This is a genomic window from Myroides sp. A21 (assembly GCF_000807225.1).
GTDB lineage: Bacteria > Bacteroidota > Bacteroidia > Flavobacteriales > Flavobacteriaceae > Flavobacterium > Flavobacterium odoratimimum.
Window position 1 is genome coordinate 3,959,007 of record NZ_CP010327.1, and the last position, 18,361, is coordinate 3,977,367.

The following is an 18,361-nucleotide window of genomic DNA, read 5'->3' on the forward strand; positions in this document are numbered from 1 at the left end:
AATAAAACTCATTTTATAAAGAACTTTTAATAAGATAAATCTTTATAACCTATTTTTTTAAACAAAAAACATAAAGTATGAATACCATAAAAGTATTAAACTCAGAAGACATAAAACAATTGGTTTCTATAGAAGAAGCAATAGAAACGGTTGTGGATGCTTATGTTAAACTATCTAATAATACAGCTGAGATGCCTGAGCGAGTAATAACAGGTCTGGGCAATGACTATCTAGATATCTTTTTTAAACCATCGTTAATTTCCAATATCAATACAGCAGGTGTAAAACTTTTAAGCATACGCAAACAAGGTGGTGTGAATGGTCACCCTGCCATACAAGGTCTAGTTATATTAATTGATTGAGTTATCTGTTTAGCTTCCGTTAATCATATTTAAAGAAGTTGGTTTTGCCTTAACCATCTTAACAATTGTGTTATGAAAAATTGTTTCCTTAAATAAGGATCTATTTAACCTATATACGAATTCATTAAAGTAAGCTTGGATATATTTCTTATGGATATGTGAAGGTACTGTCCTAATCCATGACTTGAGTTGGTGAATTATTACATGTAATTCTTTAAAATTAGCTCCTTTATCACTTTCTTTTTGAGTAATATTATATTTCTTTTTCAAAGGATTGTACCCTCTCCATTTATCTGTAACTACATTAGCATCTTGTGAAATATGTTGTTCGAATATAGTAGTTAATGACTTAGCTGAGTAATCATCAATACACTTAACGTAGGCTCTTTTTACTTTGCTTTGAGTATTTAATTCCACAGCTATCACAGCTTTAGTCTTTTTGCTATCATAACTTCTCCCTGGTTTACCTTGTTCATATCCTCCCACAACAAACTCATCTACATGAACTGTTTCAGTCATAGGATACTGTTCACTACTTTGCATAGCTATACGTACTTTATGCATAAATCCCCATGCTGTTGGTTGGCTTATACCATAACGCTTACCCATTTGAATACTTGAGATACTTTTTGTAGAAGTTGTCATTTCAAACACAATCATAAATGCTTTTTGCAAACCAAATTTGACTTTGTGAAATAGGGTATTAGCCGTTGAACTCTCAACATGTTCACAATTATAACAATAGTATGAATGATTAGTTTTTAAACAACCTTTTTGGTGACCACATTTTACACATGTAAAACCATTTGACCACTTTATTTTGCTTAAATAAGCTTTACAAGATTCGTCATCTGGTAGTTCTTTTACTAAGTTCAGAAGGTTTTGACCCTTAAAAATTTCCATACTATTGATTTTAAGACACTAAAATACGGAAGTTAATTTAATAACTCAATTAATTGATTCAGAAAACAACCTTACTCAAGCAATAGTGGATGGTTCTCATCTTACTGCCTTAAGAACAGGAGGTGCCTCTGGTGTAGCAACTCGTTACTTAGCTAGAAAAGACTCTTTTATAATGTATGCACCCCAGCAAGTGCATGTTTCATAATATAATGTAAGGAAGTAAGTTTGCTTTAAATAATAAAGAGATGAGCAAACAAGAAATTATGTACTCTCATGTAGAGGATTGGCAAGCAAGTGGATTAACACAATCAAAGTATTGTGAAAGTGTTGGAATTAAGCTGGCGACATTTAGTTATTGGGTAGTAAAGTTTAAGAGTGAAACAGAGCAAGAAGGCTCAAGTAACTTTATAGCAATAGGTGAAACATCTAAAACCGACAGTAAAGAATACGAAATCGTGTATCCTAATGGAGTGAAGTTACGTTTAGAAACGAAAGATTTGGGTGAACTCTATTCATTAGTAAACCTTGTGTAATGTTTAGTCTGAGTAGTAGCCATCAATTCTACTTGTATAAATCAGCTTGTGATATGCGCAAGAGTTTCGATAGTCTATGTGGTCTTGTTCAAAACGAGCTTAATCAAGTCGCTCATAATGGAAGTGTCTACGTCTTTATCAATCGTCGATGTAATCAGATTAAACTCTTACACTGGGAAACAGGTGGTTTTGTGTTATATCACAAGCGATTAGAACAAGGTACTTTTGCTTTTCCTATTCATAATCGGACTCAAATCAGTTGGAGTGATTTGGTACTTATGATTGAAGGAATACAAGTGATAAAAAGTAGTCAAAAAAGGCGGTTTTCCATGAGATAAAACAGCCTTAATCCTTGTATAAATAAGGCTTTTGACGTATATTTACTTCATGGAAATAGACTTAGAAAACTTATCGAAACAAGAACTTTTGGCACTTTTAACCAAAGCCCAAAAGACTATTTCCAAACAAGAAAAAGTAAATACTAAGTTAGAGAAGAAAACTACTAGCTTAGAAGAAAAGACCTCTAAACTAGAAGAAAAAAATACAGAACTGGAATATCGTGTAAAGCTACTTGAGCGCATGAAGTTCGGTCAAAGCCGAGAACGTTTTGAGGATCCCAATCAAACTCAATTACCTTTAGATGTTGAACAAGCAGTCTTAGAGGAACAAGAAGAAGTAATCAAACAAGAGATTACCTACTCTCGTGAGAAAAAGAAACATCCAGGACGAGCTAAACTACCAGATCATTTACCCGTAGAAGAAATAGAAATACATCCTGAGGGAGATTTATCTGATATGATTTGCATTGGTAAAGAAACTACAGATGTGTTAGATTATGTTCCAGGTTACTTTAAAATCAAGCGTTACATCCGATATAAATACGCTACTAAAGATAAAGACAATACTAAAATTAGTATTGGCGATCTTCCAGAGCGAATTATAGATAAAGGAATCCCTTCAGAGGGATTATTATCCACAATACTTGTAGATAAATATGTTGACCACCTTCCTCTTTATAGACAAAAGCAACGCTTTTCAAGAGAAAATATCGATATAGCTTCTTCTACAATAGATGGTTGGGCTGCTCAAAGTATGGATGCTTTAAAACCACTATACCAAAAGCTGGTGATGGACATCAAAAATGAAGGTTATCTCCAAGTTGATGAAACCACCATCAAAGTCTTAGATGAGAAAAAGAAAGACAAAACTCATCTTGGCTACTATTGGGTGTATCATGCACCTATATCCAAGCTTGTAATGTTTAATTACAGTCCTACTCGTAGCGGTAGTGCTGCACTACCTATATTAAAAAACTTCAAAGGATATCTGCAAACTGATGGATTTAGCGGCTACCAAGCCTATGGAAATAAGTCAGATGTAACGCATCTTGCTTGTTGGGCACATGCTCGACGTGAATTTGAAAAAGCTTTAGATAACGATAGAAAAAGGGCGCAGCATGTACTAGTAGAAATACAGAAGTTATATGCTATAGAGAGAAAAGCTAAAGAACAAAACTTAGCTCCTGACCAAATCAAAGAACTTCGTCTAGATGAAAGTTTACCAATCATCAACAAGCTTGGTAAATATATGATTGCTCAGATGAATCTTACCTTACCTCAAAGTAGAATAGGTAAAGCTTTTGCGTACTCTCAAAAAAGATGGAGTAATCTAAGTGATTACTTACACAATGGAAACTTGCAGATAGACAATAATCTTGTTGAAAATGTAATCAGACCTGTAGCAATTGGTCGTAAAAACTATCTCTTTGCCGGTTCTCATGATGCAGCACAAAGAGCAGCTATGGCCTATACGTTTTTTGCTAACTGCAAAAAGCATGACATTAATCCATATCAATGGCTAAAGTATGTTCTTGAAAATATTCAATCCATCAACCACAAGAATATCGCTGACTTATATCCTCATAATTACAAGAAACTTATCCTGGATTGTAAATCGTCAGCAAAAAGTGGACAATTAATGTACTGAAAATAAGATAGTGTTTTCTAAAAAATGATAACTTTATAATTATGGGAAGAGTCAGTAAGAAAACACCAGAAAGTATGGTAAAGGATATCCGTAAAAATACGCGTAGACTATTTACCTCAGAACAAAAAGTATTGATTGTAATGGAAGGATTACGAGCAGAGCTTTCTGTATCAGAACTATGTAGAAAGTATTCTATCACTCAAGCTCAGTTCTATAAATGGAATAAAGAGTTTTTAGAAGCAGGTAAAAAGCGATTATCTGGTGATATTACAAGAGAGGCTACCAGTGATGAAGTAGCAGAGTTACGCAAAGAAAATGCAAAACTAAAAGAGGTAGTTGCAGATTTGGTATTGCGTTACGATATTGTAAAAAAAACCTTAGACATGCTGGAATAAATGAATTATATCGCAAGTATATGAGACTAACAGCAGCAGAGAAATATGAGCTAATCCAAACCGTAACCACAAGTGAATTGGGAGTTAAAAAGACTCTTGAAGAGTTTGGCATTCCTAAAAGTAGCTTTTATAAATGGTATAAACGTTACTTAGAAAAAGGGTATGATGGATTAGAAAAGAGTAAAAGAATAAGTAACCAACAATGGAATAGTATTCCTGAGAGTCAACAAAACTTAGTTGTTGAGATAGCTTTAGAATATCCTGAATTATCTTCACGAGAATTAGCATATAAAATTACAGATGAACAAGGTATCTATATCTCAGAGTCCAGTGTTTATAGAATATTAAAGAAGAGAGATTTAATACCCGCTCCAAATCATATTCTAATAGAAGCATCTAATGAATTTAAAGATAAAACACAGTTTGTACATCAAATGTGGCAAACAGATTTCACATACTTTAAAATTATTGGATGGGGTTGGTATTATTTAAGCACGATTTTAGACGATTACAGTCGCTATATTATTCATTGGGAACTATGTGATTCTATGGAGGCTAATGATGTAAAAAGAACCGTAGAAACAGCTATAAACAAGGCAAAACTCAAATCAAAAGCAAAACCTAAGTTATTATCTGATAATGGACCTTGCTACATCGCAAAAGATTTAAAAATCTTTTTAGAGAATGATATGAAAATGAAACAGGTACATGGTAGACCTCTACATCCTCAAACACAAGGAAAAATTGAGAGATATCATAGAACAATGAAAAATGTTGTAAAACTTAATAATTACTATCATCCTGAAGAGCTAATAGAGGCTATTGAGATTTTTGTAGAAAACTACAATAATAACAGGTATCACGAGGCTATTAGTAACCTAACTCCTAAGGATGTCTATTATGGTAATTCAGATAAAATATTAGAAAAAAGAGCTGTATTAAAACAAGAAACTTTAACTAAAAGAAGACAGTTGTATAATCAACAAAAAGTAATAAATTTATAACTAATACACTATCTTATATTTACGTGCTAAAAGTCTACATTAGTTTGAAGACATACAATCCTGGATAATGTAGAAGAATAATTAGATCTCACAAGATGTACTTGCTCGGGTGCATACGATTATTAAGTAGATTCAATTATCTAATTGTTATACAGTCTTCCACCCTTATTTGGCAATTTATAGTTAAGAAAGATATTGGACTTTTCCCATTTTGGATGTTATTGTTTCTATTCTATGGACCTTATGTTTTTTTAATTATATACCATTACTTAGATTCAACAAATAAATGCAACAGCATTTAAAAGAACAGCGGGGAACATTTGCCCCATGGGGCAAATGTTCCCCGCTGTTGGCGAAAAAAAACATCTACTTTTGAAGTTCCTACACAATCAAAAAGATGTCACATTTAACGTTAGAACAAAGATACAAAATAGAAGCATATAAAAATTTAGGTAGATCACTTAGTGAAATAGGTGATTATATAGGCAAAGACAGATCAGTTGTTAGCAGAGAGCTTAAACGTAATTCAGATGGTAGAAACGGTGTTTATAAAGCCGATCTTGCTCAAAAAAAGACAACACTTCGTCATAAAGAAAAACCTAAGCATAAACGCTTAAATAAAAGTGTCAAAGCAACCATTTTGTCGCTGCTCAATAAAGATTATAGCCCTGAACAAATAGTAGGAAGATGTAAAATAGAGAAGATAGAAATGGTTTCAGTAGAATGTATTTATCAGTTTATTTGGAAGGATAAAAAGCAAGGAGGAAAGCTTTATAAGCATCTACGAAATAAAGGGAAAAAATATCGTAAAAGAGGAAGCAATAAAGATAGTAGAGGGGTAATATCGAACAGATTAGATATAGATGAAAGACCTGGTATTGTTGACAAAAAAGAAAGAATAGGAGACTTAGAAATTGATTTGATAATAGGAAAAAATCATAATGGAGCCTTATTAACTATTAACGATAGAGCCACAGGGATTTTACTAATGGGGAAGGTTGAATCTAAACAAGCTCATGCGATAGAGGCTAAAACAATAGAGCTATTAAAGGATTACAAACCTCTTCTACATACAATCACTTCTGATAATGGAAAAGAGTTTGCAAACCATCAAAATATAGCTAATGCGTTACAGATTGCCTATTATTTTGCAAAACCTTATCACAGTTGGGAAAGAGGCGCTAATGAAAATTTAAATGGTTTAGTCAGACAATATTTCCCGAAAATGAGTAACTTCGATTTAATTACACAACAACAAATAGATAGAGTTGTAAATATTTTAAACAATAGACCAAGAAAGAGATTTGGTTTTAAATCGCCTAATGAAGTTTTTGCAGATAAATTAGACAAAATAGCAACTGTTGCATTTATAACTTGAATTCACGTTATTTATTCAAAGAGAAAGAAAAGCTTTTTGGAGTTTATTTTAAAGATTATTATTTATCACTTTTTCTTTTTGTCTTACTTTCTTTTATAGTGTTTTATGTGAAAGACGATTTGAGATTTATAGAGGATATATGGTATTATTCCTTTTATGTGTTTGTTATGATGCATTTGCTTTTTTATGGAATAAAAGGATTTTATTTATTGAAAGATAGGTTGTCAGAAGCAGTAAGTAGTAATAGAAAGGAATTCAAGGCTATATTGTATTTGTCTTATTTGATAAGTTTTACTATTGTTTTTTCTATAATTATTTTTATTTTCTTAACTCTGTTTGATCATAATTATGATGTTTTATTTGTTTTCTCAATCTTAACTTTATTATGGCTTTATGTTATAGTTAGTACTTTTAGATACAATGTGATTTCAGATACTTTTAAAGTGGATTTTTTAACTCAAGATGAATCGTTTGAAATTTATAGTAACACTTCTGAAGTAATCTTAACTAATCAAGTAAAAAGGGAATCTTCTTTCTTAGATTATGATTTAATGCATAATGATGAGATTAAGATAAATGTATTTGAAGTAAATAAAGATGTTTGCGATAAGTATGATAAGGTTAGATTAAGTGAAGATTTTCTAGAACAGATAGATATTAAAGTTAAACAAGTTATTTTAGTAGAGAAAGCTTTTTTAGATCCTAATTTTAAAATTAGTGATTTAGCTATAAAAATTAAAGTCTCTAGATATTATTTAGCACAGTATTTTACCTATAAGCATAAAATGAGTTTTAGAGAGTATATTAATTCTTTAAGAATTAAAGAGATTCTTGATAAGGTAGATAAACTCACTTGTAAAAAAGAGATGTGGATATCCTAATGAAATCCGGACAATTATTTAAGCAGCTTTATTCATATTTATTATTTGATTAAACTCATTGATTGTCTTGTAGTTTAAGTAGGAGTGTCTACGTTTTTTATTATACCAGATTTCGATATATTCAAAGACTTTCGCTTCCATTTGCTTTGTATTTAGTTGTAAATTTCCATAAATCATCTCCACTTTTAGGGATTTAAAGAAGCTTTCCGCTACGGCGTTATCCCAACAATTAGCCTTCCTACTCATGCTTCTAACAACATTAAAGGACTCTAAAAAATTTGCAAATTTGTAGTTTGCATATTGTACTCCTTGGTCAGAATGGAAAATTAATCCGTCTTGAAAAGATCTGTTCTTTTTAGCCATTTTAAAGGCAGCCAAGGTGGTGTTTTCTGTTGACATATCTTTACTCAAACTCCATCCAATAACCTTTCTATCGTATAAATCTATTATTGTAGTTAGGTAAATAAACCCTTCTTTAACAGCGATATAAGTAATGTCAGACACCCAGACTTTCCCTGGTTCAGTTTGTGTAAATTGTCTATCTAAAATATTATCAACCACTAAATAATTGTGTTCAGAGTCTGTGGTTATTCTATATCGTCGAGCTACTTTACTACGTAATCCTAACTCTTTCATGTACTTAGCAACAGTTGGTTTAGATATTTTATAACCTCGTGCATTGAGTTCTATTGTAAGGCGAGGACTGCCATAACGCTGTTTAAATTCTAGATAAACTTCTGTAATAACACGTTTTAGATCTGCTTTGGCTTGTTTTCTTTTATTAACAGGAGACCGTTTCCAATGATAATAACCACTTCTACTTACCTCTAAAACTTTACACATAATCCCAATCGGAAATTCATGTTCATGATCAAATATGAACATGTAAATCATTTGCCGGTCTTTGAGAAAATGCCGATTGCTTTTTTTAATATTTCATGTTCTAATTCAACAGCCGCTAACTTCCTTTCTAATTCTTTTATCCTTTCTTGTTCTGGAGTCAGCTTTTGTTTACCATTACCTGGAAAACTAGCATCGCCTAACTCTTGAGCTTCTTTACACCATTTATACAATAATGTAGGTCTGACTCCAAGTTCACGAGCCAATTCTGATTTGTTTGTTCTTTCCTTAGCCAGTTCAACGGCTTGCTGCTTAAAAGCAGCATCGTAGGCCTTTCTAATTCTTTTCATAATTCAAAGATAAGTTTTTATGCTTAACTTAATGTCCAGGCTAAGTTACCAAGTCCAATGACAGCAAATGAGTTATTCTTTCAAAGTGCATTTAATTCAAAGGCTTCATTTTTTAAGAGCTTTAAAAATGTTACAGGAATGACCCCAGCAGAGTATATTAAGTTAGTATAATTATTTAGGTTAAGCCAATTAGTGTAAAATACTAGTTGGCTTTTTTTATTTAAAGTGTATAATAGATTTTGTTAGCTAAATTATATAGTTTTTCCTACCCAATAGTATAGGAATTATATGTTAACTAGTTTCTTTTTTAGGTTTGTTATTTTGTAAGATATGATTTTTTGTTTTTAATTATATTGTTGAATAATAATTGTTTATGTGTTTTTTTTTGTTAGTCTAGTATTATAGGAGCTTACTGTTTTGTTATATGCTCAAGAATATAACAAAACAATACTTACAGGAGGAAGATTTTATCCAATTTTGTTATAAAGGTTAGGCGGATTATTAGAATATTAGTACTTACTCTTTACAGTTTTAGAAGTATAGTGTTTAGAAAAATTATAAAACCAGGGTATTATGAAAAACTTATACATATAGAATTATTTTATAATTCAAGAAGTTGATGTTTATTATCTAGAGTACTTATCTGATAGATTTAAATAGGAAGTTAGTTTTAATTTTTAATTATAGAAAAAGGAGCTATAGGAGTAAAGTTTAGTTTAAAAATGGTTGATTATATTTATCTGGGAGTATATAATATAATTATTCAACCTTTTTTGTATTTTTTATTAAATTGATTCTTTAAAATAGGTTTAGACAATACGTTTAGACCTATTTTTTTTTGATACTTATTAGTGATTTACGAGTATTATTTGATTGTTAGTTTTATTATTTGATTGTTATGAAACAATTTCATTTTTGTTAATGTGTTCTTATGAATAACAAAGTGATACTTATTATAGTGCTATTGTTTTGAAATTCGTGTTAAATAAAATTTATGTAACATGAAAAAACAATTACTATGTGTGGCTGCATTTTTATTTGTGTTGTCACTACAAGCTCAAGTGGGTATTGGAACTAAAACACCTAGTAAGTCTGCAGAACTTACAATAACTTCAAATGATAAAGGATTATTAATACCAAGTATTCCTTTAAAGGTATGCACCCGAGCAAGTACATCTTGTGAGATCTAATTATTCTTCTACATTATCCAGGATAAGTTTCTTGTAATTATGAGGATATAAGTCAGCGATATTCTTGTGGTTGATGGATTGAATATTTTCAAGAACATACTTTAGCCATTGATATGGATTAATGTCATGCTTTTTGCAGTTAGCAAAAAACGTATAGGCCATAGCTGCTCTTTGTGCTGCATCATGAGAACCGGCAAAGAGATAGTTTTTACGACCAATTGCTACAGGTCTGATTACATTTTCAACAAGATTATTGTCTATCTGCAAGTTTCCATTGTGTAAGTAATCACTTAGATTACTCCATCTTTTTTGAGAGTACGCAAAAGCTTTACCTATTCTACTTTGAGGTAAGGTAAGATTCATCTGAGCAATCATATATTTACCAAGCTTGTTGATGATTGGTAAACTTTCATCTAGACGAAGTTCTTTGATTTGGTCAGGAGCTAAGTTTTGTTCTTTAGCTTTTCTCTCTATAGCATATAACTTCTGTATTTCTACTAGTACATGCTGCGCCCTTTTTCTATCGTTATCTAAAGCTTTTTCAAATTCACGTCGAGCATGTGCCCAACAAGCAAGATGCGTTACATCTGACTTATTTCCATAGGCTTGGTAGCCGCTAAATCCATCAGTTTGCAGATATCCTTTGAAGTTTTTTAATATAGGTAGTGCAGCACTACCGCTACGAGTAGGACTGTAATTAAACATTACAAGCTTGGATATAGGTGCATGATACACCCAATAGTAGCCAAGATGAGTTTTGTCTTTCTTTTTCTCATCTAAGACTTTGATGGTGGTTTCATCAACTTGGAGATAACCTTCATTTTTGATGTCCATCACCAGCTTTTGGTATAGTGGTTTTAAAGCATCCATACTTTGAGCAGCCCAACCATCTATTGTAGAAGAAGCTATATCGATATTTTCTCTTGAAAAGCGTTGCTTTTGTCTATAAAGAGGAAGGTGGTCAACATATTTATCTACAAGTATTGTGGATAATAATCCCTCTGAAGGGATTCCTTTATCTATAATTCGCTCTGGAAGATCGCCAATACTAATTTTAGTATTGTCTTTATCTTTAGTAGCGTATTTATATCGGATGTAACGCTTGATTTTAAAGTAACCTGGAACATAATCTAACACATCTGTAGTTTCTTTACCAATGCAAATCATATCAGATAAATCTCCCTCAGGATGTATTTCTATTTCTTCTACGGGTAAATGATCTGGTAGTTTAGCTCGTCCTGGATGTTTCTTTTTCTCACGAGAGTAGGTAATCTCTTGTTTGATTACTTCTTCTTGTTCCTCTAAGACTGCTTGTTCAACATCTAAAGGTAATTGAGTTTGATTGGGATCCTCAAAACGTTCTCGGCTTTGACCGAACTTCATGCGCTCAAGTAGCTTTACACGATATTCCAGTTCTGTATTTTTTTCTTCTAGTTTAGAGGTCTTTTCTTCTAAGCTAGTAGTTTTCTTCTCTAACTTAGTATTTACTTTTTCTTGTTTGGAAATAGTCTTTTGGGCTTTGGTTAAAAGTGCCAAAAGTTCTTGTTTCGATAAGTTTTCTAAGTCTATTTCCATGAAGTAAATATACGTCAAAAGCCTTATTTATACAAGGATTAAGGCTGTTTTATCTCATGGAAAACCGCCTTTTTTGACTACTTTTTATCACTTGTATTCCTTCAATCATAAGTACCAAATCACTCCAACTGATTTGAGTCCGATTATGAATAGGAAAAGCAAAAGTACCTTGTTCTAATCGCTTGTGATATAACACAAAACCACCTGTTTCCCAGTGTAAGAGTTTAATCTGATTACATCGACGATTGATAAAGACGTAGACACTTCCATTATGAGCGACTTGATTAAGCTCGTTTTGAACAAGACCACATAGACTATCGAAACTCTTGCGCATATCACAAGCTGATTTATACAAGTAGAATTGATGGCTACTACTCAGACTAAACATTACACAAGGTTTACTAATGAATAGAGTTCACCCAAATCTTTCGTTTCTAAACGTAACTTCACTCCATTAGGATACACGATTTCGTATTCTTTACTGTCGGTTTTAGATGTTTCACCTATTGCTATAAAGTTACTTGAGCCTTCTTGCTCTGTTTCACTCTTAAACTTTACTACCCAATAACTAAATGTCGCCAGCTTAATTCCAACACTTTCACAATACTTTGATTGTGTTAATCCACTTGCTTGCCAATCCTCTACATGAGAGTACATAATTTCTTGTTTGCTCATCTCTTTATTATTTAAAGCAAACTTACTTCCTTACATTATATTATGAAACATGCACTTGCTGGGGTGCATACAAATAATCTAAAAGCAACCAAATCAATATTCCTTTTTTTTACCCTGTAATACAACAAAACTTCCTTCAATGCAACAATTGAAAGAATTGTAAAAAATATAACTACGATATACATATCTACTTTCTATTATTAATTAAACATTAAGTCAGGCGATTTACTTAAAACACTAATTCTATGTAGATACAGTATTATTTATTCCAAATCTAGTACTTTTTATTTTCTAATCAAAACTAATACACTAATAAATAAACATTAACATTACCAATCAATAACAACATAATATGTTATAATAACCTATCTTTAAAAGAAAAAATGATCAATTCAAACAATAACACCCTACTAAAGAAAAAGTTATTTCTTTGCCTTATTATTACTTTATTAATTATTAAACAGATAATAAATATTATGTATTCACATACTGATATTTATCTATACATAATTGTACAAATTATATTAATCCTTATAAACAGAACTAGCATTAGACTATATTTATCTCTAATAACTTTAGAAACTATCTGTATATTTTTGTTTAAAAATAATCTAATAACTAATAATATATACTACACATTATCCTATATACTTACCCTATTAGGAATATTTCAATTCTTAAAGCCTAATAATATAAATCAATACTTACATCAACCTATTCATCTTTACTTAAATCATATCTCAATAACTACAATTATTTTACTAACAACTCATTTTTTATTAAACATTTATGTTCAATCACTAAAGCATCTTAATTACTTACTTGAATTTGTTCAGCTAATTATTCAATCTTATATTTTATTATATTCTATCTTAACTTTAATAAATTACTTAAAACATAATATAGCCAAAAAACTGTCTATTAGTTTTTTAAAAGAACATAAATATTCTGAATCCACACTAGTAATATTAGATTATTTTGAAAACAGTAAAAAACCACCATTAAAAATGGTGGCTTTGTTTTTCAGATTAGCCCCAAAGGGGCATTACGATTGATTATCGTTATGTTCTTGATACTTGACATATCGTTTTATCATATCTTCGTCCAATCCTACTGTACTAACAAAATATCCACGAGACCAAAAATGATTACCCCAATATGGCTTCTGTTTTAATGTTGGATATGTTTTGAAGAGTTTTATAGCTAGTTTACCTTTAAGAATTCCCATAAATTCACTGATAGATACTTTGGGGGGAATCGAACATACTAAATGAATATGATCTTTCTGAATATTCATTTCTTGTATTTGAACACCTTTCCAACTACTAATCAATTGAATATCATATTCTATCAAACTTTTTACCATTCCTTCCAAAATTTGGAAGCGATACTTGGGTGTAAAAACTATGTGATAATCACATTTGTAATATACATGCGTTAATTTTCTATATTTACTCACTGTTTAAATGTTTTATAGTACAAACCTATAAAAGGCATAGCCTATAAAACATCACCACCGCCAAAGGCGGTGGTTTTCTATACTTAAATAAAACTCGATTTTTAAGTGTAGATTTTACTATTAATACTTTAAGTACAGAGGTAAAAATCCCTGTTCATGAAATTTCAAAAAAAATAAACAATGAGTTAAATACAAACTATTATACAATGATTGCATTCTATAGAATACAGCATGCAAAACAATTAATACAATTAGAACCAAATTATAAAATTGAAGCTATAGCTGAAGAATGTGGTTTCAATTCTAGAGGGACTTTCACAAAGTATTTTAAGCTTTTTGTCAAATGCACACCTACAGAATATAAAAATACCATTATTTAAACACACACAAACAAGATCACCTTAAGTGAATACAAGAATGTACTTATTGTATCACAAAAAGAATATATCTAAAAAACAAAAGCCTGAATAATTTCAGGCTTTTGTATTCATCATTTCTACTATATCCTCATATCGATAGAATATAAGGCCCCCTATTTTCTTATAAGGAATAGTTCCTTTTAATCTCATATTTTGAAGTGTACCAGGAGAGATACCTAATAACTTTCTAACCTCAAAACTCTTTATCCATTGCTTTGCTTGTTCGTCTTTCTTTCGATTAAATGGACTATAGCGTCTTATCTCATTGATAATATCAGTTTTAAACTGCTCTAAGTCTTCTTTAGTAATTAACTCTACATTCATATTTTTATAAGTTTTAAAGTATAACAATACCTCTAAAATCTATATAAAATCAATTTGTTTTGAAAATTGGTTGTAGCAAGTTACATTTGGCTCTTATGCTCTTAAGTCTTGATCTATCATTTTCAATCGTAAATTCTCCATATCTTCACTTAATTTGTATTCTAATACTTTAGCATAAATCTGTGTTGTACGCATAGCAGTATGTCCTAGCATTTTACTAACAGACTCCATTGGAACTCCATTGTTAAGGGTTAAAGTGGTAGCAAAAGTATGCCTTGCCATGTGAAACGAAAGATTCTTATTAATCTTACAAACACTGCCGATTTGCTTTAAATAAGCATTCATTTTCTGATTACTTATAACTGGAAATATCTTCCCTAACTCCATAGCAGTAGAGTTACACTTATACTTCTCTATCAGTTTTAGAGCTTCTGGTAAAAGAGGAACCTGTATTGTAATTTTAGTTTTAACACGTTGAGAGAATATCCATAACTTATCATCACTTCCAACTACAATATTAGATGGTTTTAATTCAAAAATATCAATAAAGGCTAAGCCTGTATAACAACAAAATAAAAACATATCCAATACAGCTTGTAATTGCTCTCTTTTAAATCGTTTCTTAACTAGAATATCCAGTTCTGCTCTTGATAAAAAAGATCTACTAGTTTTCTCATATTTAAGTTTAAACTTTGAAAAAGGATCTTTTTCAATCCACTCCATAGTAACAGCTAGGTTAACTAACTTTTTAACTCTTTCTAAATGTTTCATTATACCATTGTTACTCAATGGTTGATGACTATGTATCGGCTTACAACTTCTTAAATAACTCTCAAAATCAAAAATAAACTTATAATTAAGTTCATTCAAAAAGATATCATTTCTATTATAATTTGAAAAAAGGAACTTTTTAATATACTTAGTAGTAGCTGTATAATTCTTCAATGTTCCTTGAGTTAACTTACCCAATGAAATTGTATTGTGGTATTCTATTAACTTTATAACAGACATCTGAGAATCATCCATTCCTAAGAACATAGTTTTTACAGTACCAATTGATACAACTTTCTTCTGCTGAATAAGCGTATGATAACTATCTGTTATTAAAGAACGAACCCTTTCAATATGTTCATTGATTTTATTTACCTCGTTACTTTTTCCTTTTAATTTCCCTCTAACAGAATCCCATAATAGTGATGAAATCTTAATTTTTAAAGAGATTTCTGTACGTTGCCCGTTGACAGTCACACGGGCATAAATCATAGACATTTCGCTGTCTAATGAAGATATAACACGAATTACAAAGTGTATACCAAAAGTGTTTTTTGCCTTCATATCAATCTATTTTAATGTTAACCAAGCTGTTTTGATATGGTTTATTAAAATAACTCACTCAAGTATAACAAAAGAAAATCAAAATCCATCAAGTAAAATCATTTTACTCACAGGATAAACCATTGATTTTCAATTATCTAAAAACAGATAGGTGAGTGAAATTTACACTTCTTTTGGTTGAAAATTCAACTCACCTAATTGCTCACATTTAGGGATCAACGTTAAAAGTTGGGGAGGAAAGTGTAAAATAATATCTTTGTGCTATGATGGATAGCCAAGAAATACTAAAACTAATCTTACCTACTTACTTAGTAGAACACTTCAATATTACTAAAGTAGAAGAATTAGAGACCAAACTACATATCTACTTTGAAGAGAAGAATGATTACGGAAATCAATGTGCTGAAAGACAGCTTATTTCTAAAGGTTTCCATAGTATGATTACTATTGAAGACTTCCCGTTACGAGGTAAATCAGTTAAACTACACGTACAACGTCGTCGTTGGACAGATAAACAAACAGGAGAAATTATATCACGTGATTGGAATATCATCGCAGAAGGAACACGAATGACTACAGAGTTTTCGGAGTTCTTAAAAAAAATTGGCCGATACTAAAGTACTTAGCTGTAAGGCTATTGGTGAATTATTTGGAGTTAAAGGTGAAAAGTTTCAACGCCAATACAAACATAAAACTAGTGGTTTCAAACAATGGAATCAACAAGAACATGCACAAGACTGGCTACTCTATCCAGAAAATATAACTGAACAACTCTCCATAGATGAAGTATGTTTATCTATGGGAGAATTGTACACTATACTGACTTCTAAAGCAGGTAAAGGTCAGAAAAAGACCATTGTAGCGATAGTTAAAGGAACAAAATCAGATACTGTAATAAAGCATCTATCTAAACTACCTAAAAAACTTAGAGATAAAGTTACCGAGATTACTTTAGATATGGCAGGGGCTATGAAACAGATAGCTAAGAAGTGCTTCCCTAAAGCTGTGCAAGTAATTGATCGTTTTCATGTACAAAAGCTTGTAAGTGAAGCTGTACAAGATATTAGAATAAAATATAGATGGGCTGAGCTTGACGCTGAGAACACTGCTGTTTTAAAGGCTAAGGAAGAAGGCATTATATATAATCCTGAAATACTTAGTAATGGAGATACTAAGAAGCAACTTTTAGTTCGCTCACGTTCTCTACTTTATAAAAACCAAATTAATTGGACATCTGACCAACAAGAAAGAGCTAAGATACTATTTGAATTATACCCAGAGATTAAACAAGCCTATCTATTAGCTAATAACCTTAGACAGATATATAATCTACAAATAGATAAAGAAATAGCTATGACTAAGCTTGCTCATTGGTTTAATGATATTGAAAAAGCTTCACTCAAACACTTTAGTACTGTTTTAAAGACGTTTAATGTACACTATAACGAAATCATCAATTACTTTATTAATAGAAGTACAAATGCTTCTGCGGAATCATTTAATGCCAAAATTAAATTCTTCCGTATGATGTATAGAGGTGTTAGAGATAAGAAGTTTTTTCTTTTTAGATTAACTAGACTTTTTGCCTAGTCCCCAACTTTTGTCACTGATCCTTGATATATATAAAAAACAAAAAATCCGTAAATAATTGATATTTACGGATTTACAAGTATTTTAACACTCTATAAGTCGGGGTGGCAGGATTCGAACCTGCGACCTCCTGCTCCCAAAGCAGGCGCGATGACCGGGCTACGCTACACCCCGATTGGGTCATCTAATATTTTTTTAAGCTAAGTTATTTCGTCGGGGTGGCAGGATTCGAACCTGCGACCTCCTGCTCCCAAAGCAGGCGCGATGACCGGGCTACGCTACACCCCGAAAAACTTAGCGGAGAGACAGGGACTCGAACCCTGGCATCGGTTACCCGATGACAGATTAGCAATCTGCTCCGTTACCACTCCGGCACCTCTCCGTTGCTTAGATCATTACTTCTCTAATGCGGTGCAAACATACTACGAGTTTTTGAGTTCTGCAAATTTCGAGAAGATAAAAAAGCTAGTATTTCTATCATTTTCTTCAACCAAAATCATATTTAATTATAAATGAGCAAAGTACTTTAAAAATATTTTTTTAATATTTTTAAATAAATAATCCGTTAGATCTCATCATTCTTTAAAATAGGACTCTTTTCTAGTGTTCAACTCTCTTTCCTCCTATCGACTCTCACCTTATAATCTTCATTTATCATAAACCCCGTAGTACTTTATTAAACTAACAATAACGAATCTAAATAACCTCAAGGCAATAAATAATGAAAATAAATCGTATATTTGTTATTAGAGTGTTCAGTTCACCACTACTATCTTTATGATATTAGTAGTTAATACAGGACATCTAAGTATAGATCATATTTAATAGATATAAAAACTATACACGCTAACTAATTCAATTAATCATTTGAAGTCAGATAAGTCTCTTATCTGACTTTTTTGTTTTACTCTACTGCATCTCTCTCATCAAGCTGTACATTAACATACCATCAGCACAAGTGTAGTGGTATTTCCCTAGGGTACATAATCCTATTAGCAGCAATGTTCTCTACTTGGTTTGTCTTAGGTTTTCTCATTAAGTATAGTATTGGTTTGTAGTTCTTGATTAAATGAAAAATGTCTAACTTCGCTTACTAGAGAGCCGCTTCGCTGGGAAGTCGCCTACAGTTAGGGAACAGCGGTTTCACGACATCGCGGTTTCA

Annotated in this window: 20 protein-coding genes, 3 tRNA genes and 1 pseudogene; 12 read left to right on the top strand and 12 right to left on the bottom strand. The window is 31.4% G+C overall.

What is annotated here, in order from left to right:
* Positions 1-77 precede the first annotated feature (77 nt).
* Positions 78-362, top strand: a complete 285-nt coding sequence (locus tag MYRA21_RS17675) for a hypothetical protein (protein WP_039330143.1) — start codon at positions 78-80, stop codon at positions 360-362.
* A 9-nt stretch (positions 363-371) separates the two neighbouring features.
* Here the strand turns inward: MYRA21_RS17675 and MYRA21_RS17680 are convergent, their stop codons facing one another.
* Positions 372-1,265, bottom strand: a complete 894-nt coding sequence (locus tag MYRA21_RS17680) for an IS1595-like element ISMyr1 family transposase (protein ID WP_039330145.1) — start codon at positions 1,263-1,265, stop codon at positions 372-374.
* Between the two features lie 52 nt (positions 1,266-1,317).
* On the opposite strand from MYRA21_RS17680, the gene MYRA21_RS18855 reads away from it, so the two are divergent.
* The 7 genes and pseudogenes from MYRA21_RS18855 (at position 1,318) to MYRA21_RS17715 (ending at position 7,442) form a co-directional block, all read left to right on the top strand.
* On the top strand, positions 1,318-1,470 hold the full coding sequence (locus tag MYRA21_RS18855; protein ID WP_255420025.1) for a hypothetical protein: 153 nt from the start codon (positions 1,318-1,320) through the stop codon (positions 1,468-1,470).
* Positions 1,471-1,510: 40 nt separating this feature from the next.
* Complete coding sequence (locus MYRA21_RS17685) at positions 1,511-1,798, top strand: hypothetical protein (protein ID WP_006258245.1); 288 nt, start codon at positions 1,511-1,513, stop codon at positions 1,796-1,798.
* Positions 1,798-2,136 (top strand): IS66 family insertion sequence element accessory protein TnpB, encoded by a 339-nt coding sequence (gene tnpB, locus MYRA21_RS17690; protein ID WP_081316899.1) that lies wholly within the window; start codon positions 1,798-1,800, stop codon positions 2,134-2,136. Before MYRA21_RS17685 ends, tnpB (MYRA21_RS17690) begins: the two co-directional genes overlap by 1 nt.
* Before the next feature lie 49 nt (positions 2,137-2,185).
* Positions 2,186-3,784 carry an IS66 family transposase gene (locus tag MYRA21_RS17695; RefSeq protein WP_052237556.1) on the top strand — a complete coding sequence of 533 codons (1,599 nt, stop codon included), beginning with the start codon at positions 2,186-2,188 and terminating at the stop codon, positions 3,782-3,784.
* Positions 3,785-3,825: 41 nt separating this feature from the next.
* Positions 3,826-5,183 (top strand): annotated as a pseudogene (locus tag MYRA21_RS17705) (IS3 family transposase).
* A 397-nt stretch (positions 5,184-5,580) separates the two neighbouring features.
* On the top strand, positions 5,581-6,561 hold the full coding sequence (locus MYRA21_RS17710; RefSeq protein WP_039328002.1) for an IS30 family transposase: 981 nt from the start codon (positions 5,581-5,583) through the stop codon (positions 6,559-6,561).
* The gene (locus MYRA21_RS17715; protein ID WP_052237557.1) at positions 6,558-7,442 is read left to right on the top strand and encodes a hypothetical protein; all 885 of its coding nucleotides are present in this window, start codon (positions 6,558-6,560) and stop codon (positions 7,440-7,442) included. Before MYRA21_RS17710 ends, MYRA21_RS17715 begins: the two co-directional genes overlap by 4 nt.
* Positions 7,443-7,460: 18 nt before the next feature.
* Here the strand turns inward: MYRA21_RS17715 and MYRA21_RS17720 are convergent, their stop codons facing one another.
* Both MYRA21_RS17720 and MYRA21_RS19435 read right to left on the bottom strand, forming a co-directional pair.
* A complete protein-coding gene (locus tag MYRA21_RS17720) occupies positions 7,461-8,336 on the bottom strand; it encodes an IS3 family transposase (protein ID WP_039328753.1) in 876 nt (291 codons plus the stop codon).
* Positions 8,333-8,632, bottom strand: coding sequence for a transposase (locus tag MYRA21_RS19435; protein WP_039328751.1), 300 nt, complete (start codon positions 8,630-8,632; stop codon positions 8,333-8,335). The genes MYRA21_RS17720 and MYRA21_RS19435 overlap by 4 nt, the downstream gene beginning before the upstream one ends.
* A 1,001-nt stretch (positions 8,633-9,633) precedes the next feature.
* On the opposite strand from MYRA21_RS19435, the gene MYRA21_RS17730 reads away from it, so the two are divergent.
* Positions 9,634-9,822 (top strand): hypothetical protein, encoded by a 189-nt coding sequence (locus MYRA21_RS17730; RefSeq protein WP_039330147.1) that lies wholly within the window; start codon positions 9,634-9,636, stop codon positions 9,820-9,822.
* Here MYRA21_RS17730 and MYRA21_RS17735 read toward each other — a convergent pair whose 3' ends face one another.
* From MYRA21_RS17735 to tnpA, 4 genes are all read right to left on the bottom strand, one after another.
* Positions 9,823-11,397, bottom strand: a complete 1,575-nt coding sequence (locus MYRA21_RS17735; protein ID WP_039329170.1) for an IS66 family transposase — start codon at positions 11,395-11,397, stop codon at positions 9,823-9,825. It lies immediately after the preceding gene.
* 49 nt (positions 11,398-11,446) lie between these two features.
* Complete coding sequence (gene tnpB / locus MYRA21_RS17740; RefSeq protein WP_081316899.1) at positions 11,447-11,785, bottom strand: IS66 family insertion sequence element accessory protein TnpB; 339 nt, start codon at positions 11,783-11,785, stop codon at positions 11,447-11,449.
* Positions 11,785-12,072 (bottom strand): hypothetical protein, encoded by a 288-nt coding sequence (locus MYRA21_RS17745; RefSeq protein ID WP_006258245.1) that lies wholly within the window; start codon positions 12,070-12,072, stop codon positions 11,785-11,787. The genes tnpB (MYRA21_RS17740) and MYRA21_RS17745 overlap by 1 nt, the downstream gene beginning before the upstream one ends.
* A gap of 1,045 nt (positions 12,073-13,117) precedes the next feature.
* Entirely contained in the window at positions 13,118-13,531 is a 414-nt protein-coding gene (gene tnpA, locus MYRA21_RS17755; protein WP_006261444.1) for an IS200/IS605 family transposase, read from the bottom strand.
* Positions 13,532-13,650: 119 nt separating this feature from the next.
* Between tnpA and MYRA21_RS19440 the strand changes: the two genes are divergently transcribed.
* On the top strand, positions 13,651-13,911 hold the full coding sequence (locus MYRA21_RS19440) for an AraC family transcriptional regulator (protein ID WP_255420026.1): 261 nt from the start codon (positions 13,651-13,653) through the stop codon (positions 13,909-13,911).
* A gap of 93 nt (positions 13,912-14,004) precedes the next feature.
* On the opposite strand, the gene MYRA21_RS17760 is transcribed toward MYRA21_RS19440, so the two are convergent.
* Together MYRA21_RS17760 and MYRA21_RS17765 are read right to left on the bottom strand one after the other, a co-directional pair.
* Positions 14,005-14,274, bottom strand: coding sequence for a helix-turn-helix domain-containing protein (locus tag MYRA21_RS17760; RefSeq protein ID WP_006261656.1), 270 nt, complete (start codon positions 14,272-14,274; stop codon positions 14,005-14,007).
* Positions 14,275-14,367: 93 nt separating this feature from the next.
* The gene (locus MYRA21_RS17765) at positions 14,368-15,609 is read right to left on the bottom strand and encodes a site-specific integrase (RefSeq protein WP_039330149.1); all 1,242 of its coding nucleotides are present in this window, start codon (positions 15,607-15,609) and stop codon (positions 14,368-14,370) included.
* 263 nt (positions 15,610-15,872) lie between these two features.
* Here MYRA21_RS17765 and MYRA21_RS17770 point away from each other — a divergent pair, with 263 nt between their 5' ends.
* Both MYRA21_RS17770 and MYRA21_RS17775 read left to right on the top strand, forming a co-directional pair.
* Complete coding sequence (locus tag MYRA21_RS17770; RefSeq protein WP_006260368.1) at positions 15,873-16,226, top strand: hypothetical protein; 354 nt, start codon at positions 15,873-15,875, stop codon at positions 16,224-16,226.
* A complete protein-coding gene (locus tag MYRA21_RS17775; protein ID WP_039330151.1) occupies positions 16,213-17,199 on the top strand; it encodes a transposase in 987 nt (328 codons plus the stop codon). The genes MYRA21_RS17770 and MYRA21_RS17775 overlap by 14 nt, the downstream gene beginning before the upstream one ends.
* A gap of 99 nt (positions 17,200-17,298) precedes the next feature.
* On the opposite strand, the gene MYRA21_RS17780 is transcribed toward MYRA21_RS17775, so the two are convergent.
* The 3 genes from MYRA21_RS17780 to MYRA21_RS17790 form a co-directional block, all read right to left on the bottom strand.
* A tRNA-Pro gene (locus tag MYRA21_RS17780) sits at positions 17,299-17,373 on the bottom strand.
* A 39-nt stretch (positions 17,374-17,412) separates the two neighbouring features.
* Positions 17,413-17,487: transfer RNA gene (locus MYRA21_RS17785), tRNA-Pro, on the bottom strand.
* A gap of 10 nt (positions 17,488-17,497) precedes the next feature.
* Positions 17,498-17,581, bottom strand: a tRNA-Ser gene (locus MYRA21_RS17790).
* Positions 17,582-18,361 lie beyond the last annotated feature (780 nt).

What these genes read in the sequence shown, in the direction of transcription:
- MYRA21_RS17675 (WP_039330143.1), top strand. Translation starts at nt 78, where the DNA reads ATGAATACCATAAAAGTATTAAACTCAGAAGACATAAAACAATTGGTT.
- MYRA21_RS17680 (WP_039330145.1), bottom strand. Translation starts at nt 1,265, where the DNA reads ATGGAAATTTTTAAGGGTCAAAACCTTCTGAACTTAGTAAAAGAACTA.
- MYRA21_RS17685 (WP_006258245.1), top strand. Translation starts at nt 1,511, where the DNA reads ATGAGCAAACAAGAAATTATGTACTCTCATGTAGAGGATTGGCAAGCA.
- tnpB (WP_081316899.1), top strand. Translation starts at nt 1,798, where the DNA reads ATGTTTAGTCTGAGTAGTAGCCATCAATTCTACTTGTATAAATCAGCT.
- MYRA21_RS17695 (WP_052237556.1), top strand. Translation starts at nt 2,186, where the DNA reads ATGGAAATAGACTTAGAAAACTTATCGAAACAAGAACTTTTGGCACTT.
- MYRA21_RS17710 (WP_039328002.1), top strand. Translation starts at nt 5,581, where the DNA reads ATGTCACATTTAACGTTAGAACAAAGATACAAAATAGAAGCATATAAA.
- MYRA21_RS17720 (WP_039328753.1), bottom strand. Translation starts at nt 8,336, where the DNA reads ATGATTTACATGTTCATATTTGATCATGAACATGAATTTCCGATTGGG.
- MYRA21_RS19435 (WP_039328751.1), bottom strand. Translation starts at nt 8,632, where the DNA reads ATGAAAAGAATTAGAAAGGCCTACGATGCTGCTTTTAAGCAGCAAGCC.
- MYRA21_RS17730 (WP_039330147.1), top strand. Translation starts at nt 9,634, where the DNA reads ATGAAAAAACAATTACTATGTGTGGCTGCATTTTTATTTGTGTTGTCA.
- MYRA21_RS17735 (WP_039329170.1), bottom strand. Translation starts at nt 11,397, where the DNA reads ATGGAAATAGACTTAGAAAACTTATCGAAACAAGAACTTTTGGCACTT.
- tnpB (WP_081316899.1), bottom strand. Translation starts at nt 11,785, where the DNA reads ATGTTTAGTCTGAGTAGTAGCCATCAATTCTACTTGTATAAATCAGCT.
- MYRA21_RS17745 (WP_006258245.1), bottom strand. Translation starts at nt 12,072, where the DNA reads ATGAGCAAACAAGAAATTATGTACTCTCATGTAGAGGATTGGCAAGCA.
- MYRA21_RS17760 (WP_006261656.1), bottom strand. Translation starts at nt 14,274, where the DNA reads ATGAATGTAGAGTTAATTACTAAAGAAGACTTAGAGCAGTTTAAAACT.
- MYRA21_RS17765 (WP_039330149.1), bottom strand. Translation starts at nt 15,609, where the DNA reads ATGAAGGCAAAAAACACTTTTGGTATACACTTTGTAATTCGTGTTATA.
- MYRA21_RS17770 (WP_006260368.1), top strand. Translation starts at nt 15,873, where the DNA reads ATGATGGATAGCCAAGAAATACTAAAACTAATCTTACCTACTTACTTA.